Source organism: Paenibacillus sp. FSL P2-0121 (assembly GCF_037975345.1).
Classification (GTDB): domain Bacteria; phylum Bacillota; class Bacilli; order Paenibacillales; family Paenibacillaceae; genus Paenibacillus_AQ; species Paenibacillus_AQ odorifer.
This window is the reverse complement of sequence record NZ_CP150245.1, coordinates 3,982,423-4,000,666: the sequence shown is the minus strand read 5'-3', so window position 1 is coordinate 4,000,666 and position 18,244 is coordinate 3,982,423. Positions and strand designations below refer to the sequence as shown.

Sequence of the window (18,244 nt, the reverse complement as noted above, 5' to 3'; positions counted from 1 at the left end):
AGCAACTCACTAAAGAGAAGGGACAGAATATTCCTGTGAAGCAATGGAAATCATATTTTACTTTTGTACGACCTTATATGAAATTGATTGTGTTTACGCTGTTTATCGGCATGATCAAATTCAGTATTCCGCTAACACTGCCAATGATTCTGAAATACGTGGTCGATGACCTCCTAATGAACCCGAGCATGGGGATTGAGGAACGGGTATCACATTTGATGCTTATTCTGGGTGGTGCCTTAATTTTATTTGTTATCGTAAGAGGGCCCGTAGAGTATTATCGCCAATACTTTGCTCAGCTTATCACAAGTAAAGTGTTGTTCGATATGCGAAATAAGCTTTACAGTCATTTACAGCGGCTGTCACTGCGGTATTATCAGAATACCAAGGTGGGAGAAGCCATCTCCAGATTTATTAACGATGTTGAGCAGACCAAAAATTTGGTCGAAGTCGGCATGATGAATGTATGGCTCGACACGTTCACACTAGTTTTTGCTTTGGGATTTATGTTTTATTTAAATCCGGTGCTGGCGCTCGTGTCTATCTCGGTATTACCTTTTTACGCAATTGCAGTTAACAAATTGTATAAGCGGCTTAAGCTGTTAACGAAAGATCGTTCCCAAGCTCTGGCTGGCATTCAAGGTTATCTCCATGAACGGATTCAAGGGATATCAATCATCCGCAGCTTTACGATGGAAAAAGTGGATCAGAAGCAGTTTGAGGACATCAACGGTAACTTTCTTAAAAAAGCGATGGCGCAAACCCGCTGGAATGCTATGACCTTCGCAATTATTAATACATTAACGGATATAGCACCTCTTTTGGTCATCGGATATGGTGGTTATCAGGTCATTCATGGCAATTTGACAGTAGGTACCTTTGTAGCTTTCTTTGGCTATCTGGACCGGATGTATTCCCCGCTGCGGAGATTGATTAATTCCTCGACGGTGCTTACGCAAGCCTCTGCTTCTCTTGAACGGGTGCTTGAGCTGCTGAATGAGCCTTATGATATTGTAGACAAGCCGGGAGCAAAAGTGCTAAAGGATTCACGTGGTGAGATTGCTTTTGAGAATGTATGGTTTAAATATAACGAAGAGAATGATTGGGTCTTAAAAGATATTAATCTGAGTATTCAGCCCGGACAGACCATTGCGTTCGTCGGAATGAGCGGTGGAGGAAAGTCCTCCCTTATAAGCTTGATCCCGAGATTCTATGACATCAGTAAAGGCAGCCTCCAAATGGATGGTTATGATATACAGGAATTAACACAGGAAAGCTTGCGTAGGTCTGTCGGCATGGTCCTGCAAGATAATTTCTTATTCAGCGGATCTGTGCGTGAGAATATTTTGTTCGGTAATCCTAATGCCACGGAAGAAGAGGTCATTTCAGCAGCAAAAGCTGCCAATGCGCATGATTTTATTGAGCAGCTGCCACTGGGTTATGAGACAGAAGTGGGAGAACGTGGTGTTAAGCTATCCGGAGGACAGAAGCAGCGGGTTGCTATCGCAAGGGTATTTCTCAAGGATCCGAAGGTTCTTATATTAGACGAAGCTACTTCGGCGCTGGATCTGGAATCGGAGCATTTAATTCAACAAGCGCTGCAGTCTCTTTCTTCGGAACGTACTACACTAATTGTAGCGCATAGACTGTCAACGATTACACATGCGGATCAGATTGTCGTACTTGAGAATGGTGAAATTACTGAACGGGGTACGCATGAACAGCTGATGGCGATAGAGGGTAGTTATGCGCGATTATTTAACGTACAGCATTTAGACGCTTAATATTTTTTTGGAAAAATACTTGAACATCTTAGTGGTCCTCTCGAAAGAGAAGGCCACTTTTTTTGAATTCCAATCAGGGTGGCGGCACACAGTAACTTATACTATGGCAAAAATTCTAAACGGAATCTGAGTCTTTTCGGAGATCATGTGCGTCTAAAGCTTATAAACATCATGAAAGGAAGTGAGGAACGTGAATAAAACCACGCTTGAGGAAAAGGCGATAGCAGGTGATGAAGACAGCTTTACTGCGCTTATTGACGGCATGCAGGAGCGTTTATACCGAATGGCCTACTCCTATGTGCGGAATCAAGAGGATGCACTGGAGATTGTGCAGGAGACCGTCTTCAAAGCCTATATCTCCATTCATAAATTGAAGCAACCGCAATATTTTAAAACTTGGCTCACCAAGATCGCTGTCAACTGTGCGCTGGACTTTATCCGTAAATCTAAAAAAATCGTGTATATAGATCAAGAGCTGGGAGGCAGCTATGCTCCGAAATCTAGGGAAGAAGTTATGGACTTGCATGAAGCGCTCAGCGGCCTTGATGAAAAATCAAGAATGGTGATTGTGATGAGATATTTGGAGGACTTGCCCATAAAGGAAATTGCAGAGGTTCTCGATATGCCCCTGAGCAGTGTCAAAACCGTTATTTATAGAGGTTTGGAAAAATTAAAAATAAGTATGGAGGAGAGTGAGTACTTTGGATAAGCAACTAGAACGTCTACAGCAAGCCTATAATGAGATTGAAATTCCTAAAGAACTATCATTCGCTTCTCGTAAAGGAATTGAAAGAGGAAAAATCTATAAACAGAAAAATAGTTCTTCAAAACGTGCCTTGAAATGGACAGGATCAGTAGCTGCGGCTGTATTGATTTCTTTTACGGTGGGTGTAAATACGGTTCCTGCTTTTGCGAGTAGTATGGATCAAATACCGGTTCTAGGTAAGCTGGTCAGTGTTCTGCAATTTACGGAAGGAAGTGCAGGTGGTGGAACCATTCAGGATGGAGTAGATGTGAACTTTATTTCGGTGAAACAATTGAAGAATAGCGATCAATTGATTTTGAATTTTGCAAATCCAGATGAAACACAACAGTTAGCAAGCTCATATAACGTAAAGTTTACGGAAAATCCGGCAACAATGACGATTACAGTAAGTGGGGCCAGAAAATTCTCAGCAGTCAAAGATCTGGAGACATTAAAGCAAAGCCGATATGTTCAGGATGCTTATCCACTAATTACACTAGATGATTCGGCTATTCGGTTCAATGTCACGCTTACGGACTCGGTTGCTTATGAGGTAAAGGAATATAAAGAGCCAGCACAGGTAGTGATTACGTTAAAAGAGAAAGGAGACGAAGCAAAAGAGGGCTCTGTATATTCGTTAAGAACGGTCTCACAGCCTTCTGGTGAGGCGCTGGGTATGGCTGAAGAAATGTTATATGGGTTAGAGGATGTGCGGATGTTAAAGGATGAGAAAGGCTTATATCTCGTGGAAGCAGGATATTTTAATACAGAAGAAGAGGCTTTGAAGCAGTTGCAGAAAATTAAGACAGAGTATGGCGTTGAAGATTTATTAGTCGTTGAAAAAAGAGCGGTGCAGCAAATTCCGCAGTCCATTTCTCAGGTGGAGGAATAGAGAGAAAGATGGTTGTATAAAAGGCACAATAAAAAAGACCGCCAAAAGCGGTCTTTTTTGTGCTGTTCTATTACATTTTGCCGATCATAAGTGATAAAATGCCGGCTGCGATCAGCGGACCGACCGGAACGCCTTTAAATAACGCAACCCCGATCACCGTGCCAATCAGCAGACCTGCAACAACTGTGGGTTGGTTGGTCATGAGCGTAGCACCGCGGCCTCCAAGAAAAGCGACGAGAATGCCAATAGCGATAGCAAGCAAGGACTTCCAGTGCAAGAAGGATTGACCGACTGTCTGCAGCGATATTTTGCCGCTGGCTAATGGGGTCATGACCCCGATGGTCAGGATGATAATCCCGATGGTTAAACCGTATTTTTCTAGCCAAGGAAAAGTTTGCTGTAAGCCAAGTACTCTTAGCAGTAATAGGACGACCATTGCTATTGTTACAGGGGAATTGCTGCTGATAATTCCGAGCGCTGCAAGTCCAAGCAAAAGCAAAGAGGTCATGTCCATCTTAATGTTTCAACTCCTTAGGATTAGAACTTTCTTTTGACACAATGTGATCTGCAATAAGCTTACCATGCCCTCTTCCGGTCTCAATAAACACTTCGTTAGCATTGCGGCCGGAGGCGATTACTCCAGCAACATACAACCCTGGAACATTACTTTCCATGGTAGAGGTGTTAAAAGCAGGCTTATCCATGTCGTCATCCATGATCACACCCGCTGAAGTGAGGAGGGTACGGCTCGGACGGAAGCCAGTCAAGGCAAGAACGAAATCATTATCCAATGCTTTCTTGTCCCCCTTATGATCCGTAACAATTACTGAGCTTGCAGTAATTTCAGTGACACGCGAGCCTAAGTGCAGAGTGATTTTCCCTTTTTGCACCATGCCTTCAAAGATTGGCCGAACCCAAGGTTTAATATTCTCTGAGATGCTTTCACCACGATATACCATATCTACCGTAGCTCCTACACGCATAAGCTCCAGTGCTGCATCTACTGCGGAATTACTGCCGCCAATTACAGTTACCTTCATTCCCGTGTAAGGATGGGCTTCACCGAAATAATGAGTAACTTTAGGTAGTTCTTCACCTGGAATGCCAATCATATTTGGCTGATCAAAATAACCTGTTGCTATAACTACATTTGCAGTGATACGTTTCTGATGCTCACCACGCATATTTGACGTATGTGCGGCAAAGGTTCCATCTTCAAGCGGTTCAATGGATAATGCTTCTTCATAAGCGGCGATCTCTAGACCATATTGCTCGGCGGCTCGGCGATAATAGACAAGCGCTTCATGACGGTAAGGCTTGTCGTTGGTCGAAGTGAAAGGAACATCCCCGATTTCTAATAACTGAGCCGTACTGAAAAATTGCATATTTGTTGGATACAAATAAATGGAGTGCACAATAAAGCTTTTTTCAATAATAAGGCTGGACAGGCCTTGGCGTTGGCATTCGATAGCTGCCGAGAGGCCGCAAGGACCTGCACCGATAATAATGACATCTTTCATAAAGCGGGTTACCTCCTGATTGTTACTATCTTTTCTTTAAATCCTACCCTAAATTCATGAATTTTTCCATAAGAGCAGATTGAGTATAATAACCATTGCAAGAACAACGTTGATTATTATATAATTAGATATATATCTAATGTATCAATGTATTGTGAAATTCTAGGAGCGTGAACCCAGTGCAGTTGGAGAAAATCGTGAGTTATCATAAAGCTTTAGCTGATCCAACGCGTCTTCGCTTATTGTTGCTTTTGTCCCAAGGAGAAATGCACGGGCAAGCGCTGGCTGAGAAGTTGAATTTATCGCAGCCTACAGTCACTCATCATGCGGCTAAATTACGTGAAGCGGCTCTAATAAAGGAAAGACGCGACAAAAATACAGTTTACTTTAAGTTGAATCCGGAGTTTATCAATAATGGGGCTGAAGCTTCACTGCAATTTATTTTTTCGAAAGGAGCTGAGAATATGGAAGAGCAATTGCCTGAGAATAGTCTCCAGGATACTGTAATTCGTAATTTTTTCTCTAAAGATGGCCGGCTGCGGCAAATTCCCGCACAATACAAGAAGAAATTGATAGCGCTTCAATACATGGTTGAGAAGCTAGAGCCAGGTGTTGTTTATACGGAAAAGGAAATCAATGAGTTTATTAAGCAGTTTCATGAAGATTTTGCCACTATTCGTCGTGAATTCATCATGCATCAGTTTATGTATCGTGAGAAGGACAAGTATGAACTAAATCCTCGAGAAGTATGGACTCGGTGGGAATATGTCAAATAATGATCTTTTAAATATTAACATTCTGTGTCGATTTGAAATGTACTGATTAATTATTCGAATTTCGAATAAAATGGAATTGTAAGCGTTATCTGAGACATATTTAGAAAGGAGACTTTCGTTATGTTATTTAAACGCACAAAAAAGCAACCCAAATCAGATCATGTAACCGTCACATTACCTCAAGTGAAACAGGCGATTCGAAAGTTCGAAGAAGATATGCCTGGACCTATTAATAGAACAGCATTAATCTTAGAGGACAAAAGAATCGATATGAGTCGTCTGAAACGTTATTTGGGTGGAATACCCGAACGGAATTTCTATATGTCTCGAGAGACCTATGAAATTTTCGAGGAAGAAGACAAGTTAGTACCGTATTATCTGGATTTAGTTCAGGCTGCTGTAGACAGTTATATTAGTGATACAGGCAAGCTACCGCTGCTTGAAGACACCTGGTTGCCAGAGGTTCATTATCGGTTGTTATCTACAGAAAGTTATCTGAAAGAAACACCTCCTTTTCCGCTGTATATTACGGATGAAGAAATGATGCTGACCCATCGGGCAGAGCATTTCGAGTAAAGGAATGACGTAGATATGAATCTTCACAAAGACTGTTCAGTAAAATGGAAGCCACAAATCCTTTTTGTTGAATAGTCTTTTCTTTGTCTCTAAAGGCATAGTACAATTACATTCTGTAGGTTAGGTTTGAAAATTAACAGCATGTAAGGGGAATTGCTTGATGAAGGAAGTACAAGCTATTTTATTTGATCTGGACAATACTTTAATGGATCGCGACTATACATTTCGCAGCTTTAGCACTCAGTTCGTGCAGGATTTTCTTGGGCATCTTGAACCTGCGGAAGCGCAGGCCGTGATCGAGGATATGATCCACAGAGACGCTGATGGCTACCGTGATAAAGACGGATTTTTCTTAGAACTTAGTGAGATCCTGCCTTGGGAAAAGCCTGTGTCGGCTGAACATATCCGAGCGTATTATGATGCGAGCTACATCAATCATGGTGCAGCCATGGAGCATGCTTTGGAGGTTCTGGAGTATTGCGTGGAGCGTGGATATACTTTGGGGCTGGTCACCAACGGTAAAAAAGAAATCCAGAACACCAAAATTGATATTCTCGGCCTGCGAGAGTACTTCAAGGCTATTGTTATATCTGGAGAAGTTGGCATTGCGAAGCCTGATCCTGCGATTTATCAATTAGCTTTAGACAGGTTGGGTGCCTCTGCGGATCAAACCTTGTTTATAGGGGATCATCCGATAAATGATATCTGGGGTGCAGGTAAGGCTGGCCTTGAAGGGATATGGCTGCAAAGGAAACATCCTTGGGATGATCAGCTGGACATCCAACCTTGGAAAATGATCCGTGAGCTGAAAGAATTAAAGGCTATTTTGTAATCTGGAAAATTTGGGGTTGACATTTTACTGCTGCACCAATTATGATAACAGCATCTTAAATTTCGGAAGGAGACGATGTTTTATGACAGTTTTAAATGTAATGAACTTAACTGTTGTGGATACGTGTCTTCCGGGAACAGCTGCTGCCGAATAATTGATTCGTGCAGTTTAGCGGGTAAGCTCAATTACGCTTATTAGAGCCACCGGGAACCGTATAGGGTCCGGTGGCTTTTTTGCGTGTGTAGAAAGATTGGATTTGGTGTAATAAATCCACATGTCTATATACCGCCGCCGGAGTCTTTATTTCCGGCGGCTTTTTGTGTTCTCGGAAAACGCCAAGGGGCAAGAAAAAACATAAACATATCTTTTAGGAGGAAATGAATGAATAGCATAAAGCAATATGGTTGGAATGAAAACTGGAGTACAAAATGGAATGAAAAGTGGAGTCATGCAGAGGATAAACAATTTATTCCCGGGAGAATCGTTGGTGACTTTGGCAGTAAGTACAAGGTGTTAACTGATGTAGGAGAGACGTGGGGAGAGCTTGCCGGGAAGCTGAGACACACATTTGTAGCCTCGGGTGATTTTCCTGCCATTGGAGACTGGGTAGCATTGGCGATGCAAGATGGCGGCGAGCATGGAATCATACATGGCGTATTGCCTCGGCAGAGTGTGATCTCACGCAAGGTCGCAGGAAATACACAAGATGAGCAAATTGTTGCCTCCAATGTAGACACATTATTTCTGGTCAGCGCGTTGAATGATGACTTTAATGTTCGCCGGATGGAGAGATATCTGATCATGGCTTGGAATAGTGGGGCAAATCCAGTTATTCTACTCACTAAAGCGGATCTTTGTCCTGATGCAGACAGTAAAATCGCTGAAATGGAGAGCGCGGCTCCCGGAGTATCAGTACATGCTGTTAGTGCAATACAAGATGAAGGACGCGAGAAGCTGCTGCCTTACATTGGTGAGGGTCAAACAGTAGCTCTTACGGGCTCTTCCGGTTGTGGGAAGTCGACAATGGTCAACTGGCTATGCGGGAAGAACCTTCAGATTACGCAGGATGTTAGAGAAGGGGATAGCCGCGGACGTCATACTACTACCCACCGTGAACTGTTTGTTTTGCCGGATGGGGGGATTATCGTAGATACACCGGGGATGCGGGAGCTGCAGCTCTGGGAAGATGAAGGTGGTCTTGATCTAGCGTTTAGTGATATCAGCGGTCTAGCTTCTAAGTGCCGGTTTAGTAACTGTAGACATGAACGCGAAGAGGGCTGTGCTGTACTGGAAGCAGTCCAAACAGGTGAACTGGAAGAGAAGAGACTATTCAACTACCGAAAAACACAACGAGAAGTATTGTACCAAAATAATAAAGAAGCCAAGCTTAAGAGAAAAAGCGCAGCTTCCACTAAAGTGAGTTCATCCAGAACCAGAGGATACGGATGGCGTAAAGAGTTGGATGAATATTAAAAAGAATTGATATAACGGCATAGACATTGAAAAAGGGCGCCCCTTAGCTTTTGACAGCTAAGGGGCGCCCTTCATTATTGAATTGAATCTAAACGGTTATGGTTTAGAAGGATGCAGCAGTTTCCTTAGCCAGTTGCAATCCGTTTTCAATGATTTCAGCGGATTGTGCTGGAAGTTGGTTGTGGCCTTCGATGATTACTTGTGTAATATCTTTAATTCCCCACAGGTTAAGGTTACCAACGATGAAGTTTACTGCCATTTCAGCACTTGCAGCAGGACCTTCAGAGTAGATACCGCCTCTTGCATTCAGAACGATTGCTTTTTTACCTGTCAAAAGACCAACTGGACCTTCAGCAGTGTAAGAGAATGTTTTACCAGCTTGGCAAAGGTAATCTACATAAGTGTGCAATACAGCAGGTACAGTCATGTTCCACAGTGGGAAACCGAATACTACCTTATCTGCAGCGATGAACTGATTAAGATATTTATTAACGATAGCGGCACCAGCTGCTTCCTCAGGTGTTGCTTCGTATCCTTGAGCGGCTTTATACATACCAGTGATCAGGGTATTGTCGTAGTATGGAAGTTGCTCTGCGAACAGATCAAGCTCAGTGATTTCATCTTCTGGGTGGTTGAGTTTGTAGCTCTCCAAGAATTCATTGTACAGCTTAACACTTACGGATTGTTCTGCTGGACGGTTGTTTGCTTTAATAAATAGAACTTTAGACATTATGATTTCTCCCTTGCATGTGTGTATTTAATATTAACTATATTTAATATAGCATGTAATCTTTTGTTTGTAAATTATTTTTTTGTTCTTGAAATTTGTTTGCGTTTAAGGAGTTTGAAAAAATGAAAACAAGGTTAATAGGTGATACAAGAGAACAGGAAATAATTTCCTGTCTCTATAAGTTCCAGAATGATCTAAAAGGAGCGATTGACATGTCCATCGATCGGTTTATCATTAAAAAATTGGACAGCTGTCACGAAGAGCATACGCGTCAGAATTTAGTGAAGCTATTTAGACTTCGAATCCAGAAAGCTGAAAAAGCAGAGCAGAAGAATTACAAGATCAGCTGATAATTGCTGAGCTCTTCTTAATAGTAGATTTTTCGCTGAACGAGACAGAGTCCTTGGGTTAAAAAAGTCCGTAAATATAGCAGAGCAGTGATCCTCCCGTTAAGGGGGGATCACTGCTCTGCGTTTTTTAGTCCTGGCAGATTGCTTCAGCATAAAGGGTCAGCAAATGAAAGCCAACCTACGACAAACGTCACTTTTGGCAGGTGACATAGTAGGGTCAGGCCACCTGATACATCTAATCTGCTAACCAATGCAAAGTCATTTGTTGAGTTACATACCAAGTCAACTGCTAAGTTACACACTGAGTCAGTCACACGCCAAGTTAACGGCTAAGTTACTAACTGAGTCACATAACTAGTAACGTGTAGGTTACTAACTGAGTCACACATTAAGTCAACCGCTAAACGACTTACTAAGCCACACAACAAATCTCCCGCTGAGTTACCCACTGAGTCACACACCAAGTTAACGGCTAAGTCACCTCACTGACTAACACAACTAATCACCCGCCGAGTAACTCACTGAGCTACACACCAAGTTAACGGCTAAGTCAGACAACAAATCACTCGCTAAGTGACCTTCCAAGTATCCTCAGCGGCCAACGGACTCAGATGACGCTATATGCGGATTTTTAGTCATTAGAGCAGAGTTTCGGACTCCAGCGCAGCTATTCAGCTTTTTGAGGTCGATAATTAGTGCTTTTCGCGCCAATAGCGACTCTGGGGTCCGATGGGATTCCAAATGAGCCCAAAAGTTACGATTAAGGTCATCTGAGTCCGAAAGCAGTGGCTATGAGTTCAAAAGCAGCGACTAAAACTACAACAGTAGCAATTATGTACACGACAGTAGCAACTATGTACACGACAGTAGCAATTATGTACACGATAATAGCAATTAAAGCAAACTGAGTTTCGAATTTAGATTACTGCGGACTCAGATGACGCTATTTGCGAATTTATGAGCATTAGAGCAGAGTTTCGGACTCCAGCGCAGCTATTTAGCCTTTTGAGGTAGATAATTAGTGTTTTTCGAGCCAATAGTGACCCTGGGGTCCGTTAGAATTCCAAATGAGCCCAAAAGTTACGATTAAGGTCAACTGAGTCCGATAGCATCCATCTATGAGTCCGAAAGCAGTGGCTATGAGTTCAAAAGCATCGACTAAAGCTACAACAGTAGCAACTATGTACGCGACAATAGCAACTAAAGCAAACTGAGTTTCGAATTTAGATTACCGCGGACTCAGATGACGCTAAGTGCGAATTTATGAACATTAGAGCAGAGTTTCGGACTCCAGCGCAGCTATTTAGCTTTTTGAGGTCGATAATTAGTGTTTTTCGAGCCAATAGTGACCCTGGGGTCCGTTAGAATTCCAAATGAGCCCAAAAGTTACGATTAAGGTCATCTGAGTCCGAAAGCAGGCGGCTATGGGGATGGCCGGCAAGCAGCAATCCAAACGTGCCATGAAATAGCACAAAATCAGTACAAAGTAGCACCAAGCAGAACCTAGCAGAACCAAGCAGAACCAAGCAGAACCAAGCAGAACCAAGCAGAACCAGCGAAACCAAGGTCCCTGACTTTGAGAGTTGAAGCTATGTATACCTATGTATGCGCAAATAGTATCTAAATCAAACGGAGTGTCATTTTGGATCAAGTTTAGCTTCAAAAAGACAACGAGTCCAAGCAGCACCACTTGGCTACTTAGGACGTTCCTTATTAGAAAGCTTAGGACAGCAATGTTGTGACAAAAAAACTACCCCTCCATTAATAGAGGGATAGCGCCAATGAATCATTTTCACTGTAACTGTGCAATATAGCTTCAGAGCCTTTAATTTCGATACTAATCAGAGAATTGAGGCATTTCTGGAGGGCACTTTTGCCCTTTTGAATTTTGAGCTCCAGCGTACTGTTAAGTAATCTAAGTACTTTTTGAGTGGGCTGTTTATTTTCTGTTGTGAAATACACAGGTACAAGTTTGTTCTGAAATGTGATGAGCATTCTCATTTTGAAATCACCTCGCTACAAGTATTTCATGTTAATGATCATACCCCTTGTTTCTTAATTTTACCTTAAAATTAGCTTATGATAACATAAAGATTGCTAGTTTAATATACATTTATATGTAATACAGGAAGGATACAATAATGTGAATGAGAAAGAACGAACGGATTTAACGGATTTAACGGAATTTTTATTTCCAGATCGGGTAACCGACCAAGTAGTATTAAATGAATTGTTAAATACTGCGTCTACAGCAGAAAGGATAGGTAGATTCAAATATAGAGAGAAGGAGAAAACTAAAGATCTGTGTTTACAAATACATAAGGATAAAATACTAGCTTACTGCAATAATACACCGGACTCTCCTCCGTGTGTGCTGAAGAACAGAGAGGAAACAGAGAGCTTTTGTCTCGAGTTGTTTGAATGTGAGAGAGCGATGGAGCCCTTTGCTCACGGGATTCCGGCGTTACTAATGTCAAAAAAAAGGTTCGAGGAGCTGAAAAAAGGCTCTGATTCCTCTACGGTTCACAGACTCTCAGAGTGTTTAGCTGCAGAGACAGGAGATGATGTCCATTCCAACCATCTTGCACAAGTGATGAAATGCTTCGACGCAGAGGGAGAATTGCGACTCTGTATTTCTAGTGAAAATGGCTGGAAGTTTCAGTATGCTAGCTTCATAAGTGATCATTCAAGTGGCTGGTTGCTGCGAATGAGCAGCGATCCTTCCCAAGACTGGATTGTAGCTCTTCCTATATCGAAAGCACAATTATGTGGTTCTGTGGCAGAGTGGGTGTTTCATTCCTCCTCTTTTCCTAGTCCACAATAACCGTTGAATAGGGAGGAAGAGTAAGCTGATCTGAATTTAAGGTCACTTTGTCAGCAGTTGTCTTTTGGATCTTGGTGTAAGAGATACCCTCAACATTTGGATGAAGCGTAATGATTTGTTCATCTCCAGTTAGGTTATGAACAACGAGGACTTGATCCTCTGTTGTTATACGTTCGTAGGCCATTACCCCTGCATTGCCAGAAGTGTAGTCTCGAATTCCGCCATCACGGAGCGCAGGGACTTCGTTTCTTAACGCAATGAGTTCGCGGTATCTTTTAAGCAGTGAGCTGCTGTCGTTAGTCTGGCTTTCGACATTAATGCTAACATCATCAGCGTTATTGCTGCCGACCTCCCAAGTAGTCTGCCCCTCACCCTGATCCGCTGTCATCCATCTCATGGGCTCACGAATTCCTTCATCTGGTTTTACACCAAGCATTCCTATTTCTTCACCATAATAAATAAAAGGATTTCCAGGCAAGGTTAACAGCAGGGCTGCTGCCATTTTTGCATGATCCAGATTGCTGTCTAATTGACTCATGACTCTGTTTTGATCATGATTTGTCAAAAAAATTGCATCGGTAAAATGGCTATCAGATATTTTGGAGTACAAATTATACGTACGTTCCAGCGTAAAGGCAGTCCCGCTGTCTTTTTCAGTTTTCACGGAATTAATAAGGGTCTCAGCTAACCCGAAGTTAAAACTAGAGTCGAAGGCTTGATCCAAATAAGCCCCTACGGTGACTGCAGAATTCTCCCATACTTCGCCGACAATATAAGCTTGAGGATTCACTTCATTCATCGCTTTGCGGAAATCCTGCCACCAAGATACATTTTTATTGGTTGTGGCTTGGCTTTTGTCGCTTAGAAGGTCTTCGTAAATATGTTTAGCAGCGTCTAAACGGAATCCATCAACCCCTTGTTCCAGCCAAAACTTGCCGATATCTTTCATTTCATTACGAACTTCCGTATGATCAAAATTTAGATCAGGCATGCCTTCCCAAAAGCCACCTAGATAATGACTACCCAGTAAAGAGTGCCATGCACTGCCACTACCAGCGGCACTAGCTCCATTGGCAGGGCGTCCTTGATCTTCGGCCCATATGTACCAGTCGCGATATTTGCTGTCTTTATTTTTAGCGGAATCTACGAACCAAGGATGTTCTTTGGAGGTGTGATTCACGACCAAATCCATAATTACTTTAATCCCACGTTTATGGGCCTCCGTAACGAGCTCTTGTAAATCCTCAATCGTCCCATAATCTGGATTGATTGCACGATAATCCGTCACATCGTAACCATGATAGCTTGGTGAAGGATTAATAGGCATAAGCCAAATCCCACCGATCTCCAGATCGTCTGTGGTGTCAGGATTTCCGTCATTTAAGTAATCTAATTTCTTGGTAATCCCTTTGAGGTCACCGATGCCATCCCCGTCAGAGTCATAGAATGAACGAACAAAAATCTCATAATAAACCGTTGAGGGCTGTTCGTCAGTGGTAATGGTTTTTGCAGCGGGAGGTGTTGTAGTATTCTGAGCTGTATTTGCTTGTGGCGATGGAGAAGGGGAGGCAGAGGAAGGAATATTGTTATTATTTCCTGAACAACCGGATAGCAGAACGGCAGTTAAGCTAAGAGTCAAAAGTCCGTTTATTGTGTGTTTTTTGGCGATAGATGTTGCTCGTTTATCCATATAAAATAACCCCTTCTGCTGCAATTTTCCTATAAAGGAAATGGTAAGCGCTTTAATTCTTATAGTACTGTAATCAAATCCTCAGGTAAAACGTTTGCACAGATATAAAAACAGCAAATCCAGTGATATTTATCCATAAAATCAATAAAAACCGCTAATATCATGGATATTCTTTTAATTCCCCACGATATTCGGGATTTTAACCTTTCAGTAGGCATGTGCATATGCTTTAAGCAAGGGCGAAGGACCCGGTAAGAAAGGAGAATGAAGAATGAAGATTCGGAAAAAGCTGTCATTGTCGCTCATGATCATTACTTTATGCTTTTCAGTACTTGCCGGTTGCGGCGGAAAGTCAGAGACGGTAAAGGTGAAGATTGGGGAGGTTACCCGCTCTGTCTTTTATGCACCCGAGTATGTTGCCTTGACTCAAGGTTTCTTCAAAGATGAAGGGCTGGATGTAGAACTGCAGACGATTCCCGGTGGCGATAAAACGATGACTGCATTGCTCTCAGGAGCTATTGATGTGGCGTTGGTTGGTTCAGAAACCTCCATTTACGTGTATCAGCAGGGCTCGGATGATCCGGTCATTAATTTTGCACAGCTGACTCAAAGGGATGGAACATTCCTGTTCGCCCGGAAGGCTGATGGAGATTTTAATTGGGATAAAGTGAAGGGCTCTACCTTCCTTGGTCAAAGAAAAGGCGGAATGCCACAAATGGCAGGCGCGTTTACTTTATCTAAAAAGGGAATTGATCCTGCGAAGGATATTACCTTGATCCAAAATATCGATTTTGCTAATATTGCCGGTGCATTTGCTTCAGGTACTGGGGATTATGTGCAGCTGTTTGAGCCGCAGGCCTCTATCTTCGAACGAGAAGACCGGGGAGCTGTAGTGGCATCGTTTGGGGTGGAGAGCGGTTATTTACCTTATACGGTATTCATGTCAAAAAACAGCTACATTAGCAAAAATGGAGACACCGTGCAAAAGTTCACTAATGCCATCCAGCGTGCTCAGCTTTGGGTGAAGGAACATAGTCCTGAAGAAATTACGGATGCCATAATAACTTATTTTGATAAAACGGATCGTGACATTGTGATTTCTGCTGTAAAACGCTACAAGGAGCAGGACACCTACGCCATTAATCCGGTTGTTGATAATGAAGAATGGAATAATCTGCTAGATGTTATGGACAACGCAGGTGAACTTAAAGAACGTGTTCCAGCAGAAAAGATCGTGAATAATACTTTTGCTGAAAAAGCTGAAAAGACCATAAAGAGCAGTGGCTCTAAATAAGAGAGATAAGATCCTAAATGGATTTTGTTAACTATAAGGAGGGGATGACCTTGCTTCCAGTAGTGCAATTAAAGGGAGTAACGCATGCCTATCTCGGCGATCGGGAAGCTTCACTGGCCGTTGAGGATCTAAATCTTAATGTCGAGCAAGGAGAATTCGTCAGCTTAGTAGGCCCAAGTGGCTGTGGTAAGACGACTCTCCTATCGATTATTGCCGGACTGCTGCAGCCCTCTGAGGGTGAAGTATTCGTAAATGGCCAACCCATTCTAGGCCCTTCGCCTGAGGTTGGATATATGCTGCAGCAGGATTATCTTTTTCCTTGGCGGAGTATTCTTGACAATGCCGTGCTTGGACTGGAGCTTACCGGAAGCTTAAACGAAGAAAGTCATAAACGGACTTTGGAGCTGCTGCGCGAGATGGGATTAGAAGGGAAAGAACAGGCCTATCCTTCTCAGCTATCCGGAGGGATGCGGCAACGGGTGGCTCTTGTACGAACATTAGCTACCAATCCAGGACTGCTGCTGTTAGACGAGCCGTTCTCGGCACTTGATTATCAGATCAAACTTCAGCTGGAAGATTTAGTCTCAGAGACCTTACGCAGCCGGGGAACCACGGCTATTTTGGTCACGCATGATCTGTCAGAAGCGATTGCGGTCAGCAGTAGGGTTATTTTATTGCAGCGAAATCCAGGGAAGATTCGTAAAGTTTTTCCTGTTCCGGAGCTAATCCGCTCAGCCCCACCGCTGTATGCGCGTGATCAGCCAGGGTTTGCGGAGCTTTTTCATGAAGTATGGACAGAGATGGAGATCGCAGGGAGGGAAAGCTAATGAAACGAACAGAGCAAGCGGGTGTCTTAGCTTCCCGTGAACTGTGGCTGCAGCAAATGCATGTGGATTTCAAAAAAACTAAACAGCGCCGGCGTAATCAGGTTATTGCTGTAAGAAGCAGTCTATTGCTGCTGTTCTTTGTGTTGTGGGAAGCAGGAGCAAGAATGGGCTGGATTGATGAGTTATTGTTCAGCTACCCGACAAAAATCTTCAAGCAGATTTGGCAGGATATGATCAGTGGAAGCTTGTGGCCTCATTTGGGGATGACGGTAGGAGAGACTGCGGTAGGCTTTGTTCTGGGAACCTTGTTAGGAACGCTGCTGGCAGTGATTATTTGGTGGTCTCCGTTTTTATCAGCGGTGCTTGATCCGTTTATGGTTGTCTTTAACAGTATGCCGAAGGTGGCCTTGGGGCCGATTTTTATCGTAATGTTCGGGGCGGGTTTCACCGCTATCGTTGTGACAACCTTATCGATTACGGTGATTATTACTACACTTGTTGTTTACAATAGCTTTTGCAGTGTGGATCCTAATCTGGTGAAGGTGGTCCGCTCTTTTGGAGCTTCTAAAGTTCAGGTGTTTTTTAAAGTGATTCTTCCGGCATCTTTTCCAACGGTGGTCTCTACCCTAAAGGTGAATGTGGGAATGTCATGGGTCGGGGTTATCGTAGGAGAGTTTCTAGTAGCAAAATCCGGTCTTGGGTACCTGATCATATATGGATTCCAGGTGTTTAATTTCACGCTTGTGATGTCCAGTCTGCTGATTATTGCAGCCGTAGCAACGGCAATGTATCAACTGGTAGTGTATCTGGAGAAGCGCTTGTTATACCGGCGGTAAGTCTAATGTAACGTTGTGTCCATTCACAAAATCTTGTAACATGTCTATATCTTTACCTATTAACGGTTAGTGCTTTTAAGGAGAGATAGGGTTATGGGATTTCGTGTGATTAAAACAGCTGCTGCGACGTTAATGTCCGTTCTTCTCGCGTCTGCAGTAGGCATACCCAATGCACAAAGTGCAGGGCTTTTAGCCATTCTGGGTGTGGAGGTTACCTTGAAAAGGAGTTTCCGGACGATAACGGCGCGTTTTTTGGCCTCGCTCGTGGGACTCTTTTTTGGGTGTATTTTATTTTGGATATTAGGGTTTCATTACTGGGTACTTGGACTGTACGTTCTTGTTGGCTTTCCGATGATTGTGAAGTCTGGCTACAAGGAAGGGATTGTCACTAGCTCTGTTATTGTGTTTCGTGTGTTTGGACAAGCTGAGTTATCGCTACATGTGTTGTTGCAGCAAGTAGAGCTACTGGCCATAGGTCTCGGTTCAGCGGGGGTGGTCAACTTAATTTACATGCCACAGACTGGGGGAGTTATTTATGGAATCCGCAAGGAAGTGGATCGATACTTTTCAGTTATTTTTACTCAAATGGCCCGTACTTTGCGTGAGCCTGCGTATATGTGGGATGGCAAAGAATTAATTGATGCGGATAATGCAGTGCAGCGGGGACTGACAGCAGCTACTCGCGAGATGGAGAATCATGTAATTCATCCTGATGAAGCTTGGAATGTCTATTTCTATATGCGTAAGGAGCAGCTGGAATCGATACAAAGCATGATGCAGCTGATTTCTCAAGTATATCGCCATTTACCGCATGGAGAGATGGTAGCTGAATTGTTCGACCAGCTTAGCGGAGATGTTTTGGCTGAAGAATATACAGGCCGCACGGAACATTTGCTGGAAGAGCTTGAACATGAGTTTGAAAGCATGGATTTGCCAGAGACACGTGAGGAATTTGAAGTGCGATCAGCGATTCTGCAGCTTTGCAGAGAATTGGCACTTTATTTAAAAATTGCGAAACGCCATAAAATACCGGTCAGCTATAAGCCTGAGAAACGTTTGCTCACCCGGAAAAAAGCTTAAAATTAGGCTTTAATA

At 43.0% G+C, this 18,244-nt stretch carries 18 protein-coding genes; 13 read left to right on the top strand and 5 right to left on the bottom strand.

Annotated elements, in window-relative coordinates:
* Window positions 1–35: 35 nt before the first annotated feature.
* The 3 genes from MKY54_RS17750 to MKY54_RS17740 all read left to right on the top strand — a co-directional run bounded on the left by MKY54_RS17750 (window position 36) and on the right by MKY54_RS17740 (window position 3,421).
* The gene (locus tag MKY54_RS17750; RefSeq protein ID WP_076128337.1) at window positions 36–1,784 is read left to right on the top strand and encodes an ABC transporter ATP-binding protein; all 1,749 of its coding nucleotides are present in this window, start codon (window positions 36–38) and stop codon (window positions 1,782–1,784) included.
* A gap of 190 nt (window positions 1,785–1,974) precedes the next feature.
* On the top strand, window positions 1,975–2,493 hold the full coding sequence (locus MKY54_RS17745; protein WP_076128340.1) for a sigma-70 family RNA polymerase sigma factor: 519 nt from the start codon (window positions 1,975–1,977) through the stop codon (window positions 2,491–2,493).
* Window positions 2,486–3,421, top strand: a complete 936-nt coding sequence (locus MKY54_RS17740) for a DUF4179 domain-containing protein (RefSeq protein WP_076184455.1) — start codon at window positions 2,486–2,488, stop codon at window positions 3,419–3,421. Before MKY54_RS17745 ends, MKY54_RS17740 begins: the two co-directional genes overlap by 8 nt.
* A 70-nt stretch (window positions 3,422–3,491) precedes the next feature.
* Here MKY54_RS17740 and MKY54_RS17735 read toward each other — a convergent pair whose 3' ends face one another.
* The gene (locus tag MKY54_RS17735; RefSeq protein WP_036688009.1) at window positions 3,492–3,935 is read right to left on the bottom strand and encodes a DUF441 domain-containing protein; all 444 of its coding nucleotides are present in this window, start codon (window positions 3,933–3,935) and stop codon (window positions 3,492–3,494) included.
* Between the two features lies 1 nt (window position 3,936).
* A complete protein-coding gene (locus MKY54_RS17730) occupies window positions 3,937–4,941 on the bottom strand; it encodes a YpdA family putative bacillithiol disulfide reductase (RefSeq protein WP_339187325.1) in 1,005 nt (334 codons plus the stop codon).
* A 179-nt stretch (window positions 4,942–5,120) separates the two neighbouring features.
* Between MKY54_RS17730 and MKY54_RS17725 the strand changes: the two genes are divergently transcribed.
* From MKY54_RS17725 to rsgA, 4 genes are all read left to right on the top strand, one after another.
* On the top strand, window positions 5,121–5,717 hold the full coding sequence (locus MKY54_RS17725) for a metalloregulator ArsR/SmtB family transcription factor (RefSeq protein ID WP_036688006.1): 597 nt from the start codon (window positions 5,121–5,123) through the stop codon (window positions 5,715–5,717).
* Window positions 5,718–5,837: 120 nt separating this feature from the next.
* Window positions 5,838–6,293, top strand: a complete 456-nt coding sequence (locus tag MKY54_RS17720) for a DUF3939 domain-containing protein (protein WP_036688004.1) — start codon at window positions 5,838–5,840, stop codon at window positions 6,291–6,293.
* A 160-nt stretch (window positions 6,294–6,453) separates the two neighbouring features.
* Entirely contained in the window at window positions 6,454–7,125 is a 672-nt protein-coding gene (locus tag MKY54_RS17715) for an HAD family hydrolase (protein ID WP_339187323.1), read from the top strand.
* A 381-nt stretch (window positions 7,126–7,506) separates the two neighbouring features.
* Entirely contained in the window at window positions 7,507–8,598 is a 1,092-nt protein-coding gene (gene rsgA / locus MKY54_RS17710; protein WP_076133795.1) for a ribosome small subunit-dependent GTPase A, read from the top strand.
* 103 nt (window positions 8,599–8,701) lie between these two features.
* On the opposite strand, the gene MKY54_RS17705 is transcribed toward rsgA, so the two are convergent.
* The gene (locus MKY54_RS17705) at window positions 8,702–9,328 is read right to left on the bottom strand and encodes an FMN-dependent NADH-azoreductase (protein ID WP_076128352.1); all 627 of its coding nucleotides are present in this window, start codon (window positions 9,326–9,328) and stop codon (window positions 8,702–8,704) included.
* 122 nt (window positions 9,329–9,450) lie between these two features.
* Here MKY54_RS17705 and MKY54_RS17700 point away from each other — a divergent pair, with 122 nt between their 5' ends.
* Window positions 9,451–9,678, top strand: coding sequence for a hypothetical protein (locus tag MKY54_RS17700; protein ID WP_038571602.1), 228 nt, complete (start codon window positions 9,451–9,453; stop codon window positions 9,676–9,678).
* A 1,761-nt stretch (window positions 9,679–11,439) separates the two neighbouring features.
* Here the strand turns inward: MKY54_RS17700 and MKY54_RS17695 are convergent.
* Entirely contained in the window at window positions 11,440–11,679 is a 240-nt protein-coding gene (locus MKY54_RS17695; RefSeq protein WP_036687997.1) for a hypothetical protein, read from the bottom strand.
* 142 nt (window positions 11,680–11,821) lie between these two features.
* Between MKY54_RS17695 and MKY54_RS17690 the strand changes: the two genes are divergently transcribed.
* Window positions 11,822–12,502 carry a hypothetical protein gene (locus tag MKY54_RS17690; RefSeq protein ID WP_076128355.1) on the top strand — a complete coding sequence of 227 codons (681 nt, stop codon included), beginning with the start codon at window positions 11,822–11,824 and terminating at the stop codon, window positions 12,500–12,502.
* Here MKY54_RS17690 and MKY54_RS17685 read toward each other — a convergent pair.
* Entirely contained in the window at window positions 12,489–14,192 is a 1,704-nt protein-coding gene (locus MKY54_RS17685; protein ID WP_339187321.1) for an alpha-amylase family glycosyl hydrolase, read from the bottom strand. The genes MKY54_RS17690 and MKY54_RS17685 overlap by 14 nt on opposite strands.
* 271 nt (window positions 14,193–14,463) lie before the next feature.
* On the opposite strand from MKY54_RS17685, the gene MKY54_RS17680 reads away from it, so the two are divergent.
* From MKY54_RS17680 to MKY54_RS17665, 4 genes are all read left to right on the top strand, one after another.
* Window positions 14,464–15,486: an ABC transporter substrate-binding protein gene (locus MKY54_RS17680; RefSeq protein ID WP_038571597.1), complete on the top strand. Its 1,023-nt coding sequence runs from the start codon at window positions 14,464–14,466 to the stop codon at window positions 15,484–15,486.
* Window positions 15,487–15,536: 50 nt separating this feature from the next.
* Window positions 15,537–16,313 (top strand): ABC transporter ATP-binding protein, encoded by a 777-nt coding sequence (locus MKY54_RS17675; protein ID WP_076142119.1) that lies wholly within the window; start codon window positions 15,537–15,539, stop codon window positions 16,311–16,313.
* Complete coding sequence (locus tag MKY54_RS17670; protein ID WP_076128364.1) at window positions 16,313–17,149, top strand: ABC transporter permease; 837 nt, start codon at window positions 16,313–16,315, stop codon at window positions 17,147–17,149. Before MKY54_RS17675 ends, MKY54_RS17670 begins: the two co-directional genes overlap by 1 nt.
* 93 nt (window positions 17,150–17,242) lie before the next feature.
* Window positions 17,243–18,229, top strand: a complete 987-nt coding sequence (locus MKY54_RS17665; protein ID WP_076128366.1) for an aromatic acid exporter family protein — start codon at window positions 17,243–17,245, stop codon at window positions 18,227–18,229.
* The last annotated feature ends 15 nt before the right edge of the window (window positions 18,230–18,244 follow it).

Excerpts from the sequence above, each read along its gene's own strand:
- MKY54_RS17735 (WP_036688009.1), bottom strand. The coding sequence starts at position 3,935 with ATGGACATGACCTCTTTGCTTTTGCTTGGACTTGCAGCGCTCGGAATT.
- MKY54_RS17695 (WP_036687997.1), bottom strand. The coding sequence starts at position 11,679 with ATGAGAATGCTCATCACATTTCAGAACAAACTTGTACCTGTGTATTTC.
- MKY54_RS17705 (WP_076128352.1), bottom strand. The coding sequence starts at position 9,328 with ATGTCTAAAGTTCTATTTATTAAAGCAAACAACCGTCCAGCAGAACAA.
- rsgA (WP_076133795.1), top strand. The coding sequence starts at position 7,507 with ATGAATAGCATAAAGCAATATGGTTGGAATGAAAACTGGAGTACAAAA.
- MKY54_RS17730 (WP_339187325.1), bottom strand. The coding sequence starts at position 4,941 with ATGAAAGATGTCATTATTATCGGTGCAGGTCCTTGCGGCCTCTCGGCA.
- MKY54_RS17670 (WP_076128364.1), top strand. The coding sequence starts at position 16,313 with ATGAAACGAACAGAGCAAGCGGGTGTCTTAGCTTCCCGTGAACTGTGG.
- MKY54_RS17680 (WP_038571597.1), top strand. The coding sequence starts at position 14,464 with ATGAAGATTCGGAAAAAGCTGTCATTGTCGCTCATGATCATTACTTTA.
- MKY54_RS17715 (WP_339187323.1), top strand. The coding sequence starts at position 6,454 with ATGAAGGAAGTACAAGCTATTTTATTTGATCTGGACAATACTTTAATG.
- MKY54_RS17665 (WP_076128366.1), top strand. The coding sequence starts at position 17,243 with ATGGGATTTCGTGTGATTAAAACAGCTGCTGCGACGTTAATGTCCGTT.
- MKY54_RS17685 (WP_339187321.1), bottom strand. The coding sequence starts at position 14,192 with ATGGATAAACGAGCAACATCTATCGCCAAAAAACACACAATAAACGGA.
- MKY54_RS17720 (WP_036688004.1), top strand. The coding sequence starts at position 5,838 with ATGTTATTTAAACGCACAAAAAAGCAACCCAAATCAGATCATGTAACC.
- MKY54_RS17700 (WP_038571602.1), top strand. The coding sequence starts at position 9,451 with ATGAAAACAAGGTTAATAGGTGATACAAGAGAACAGGAAATAATTTCC.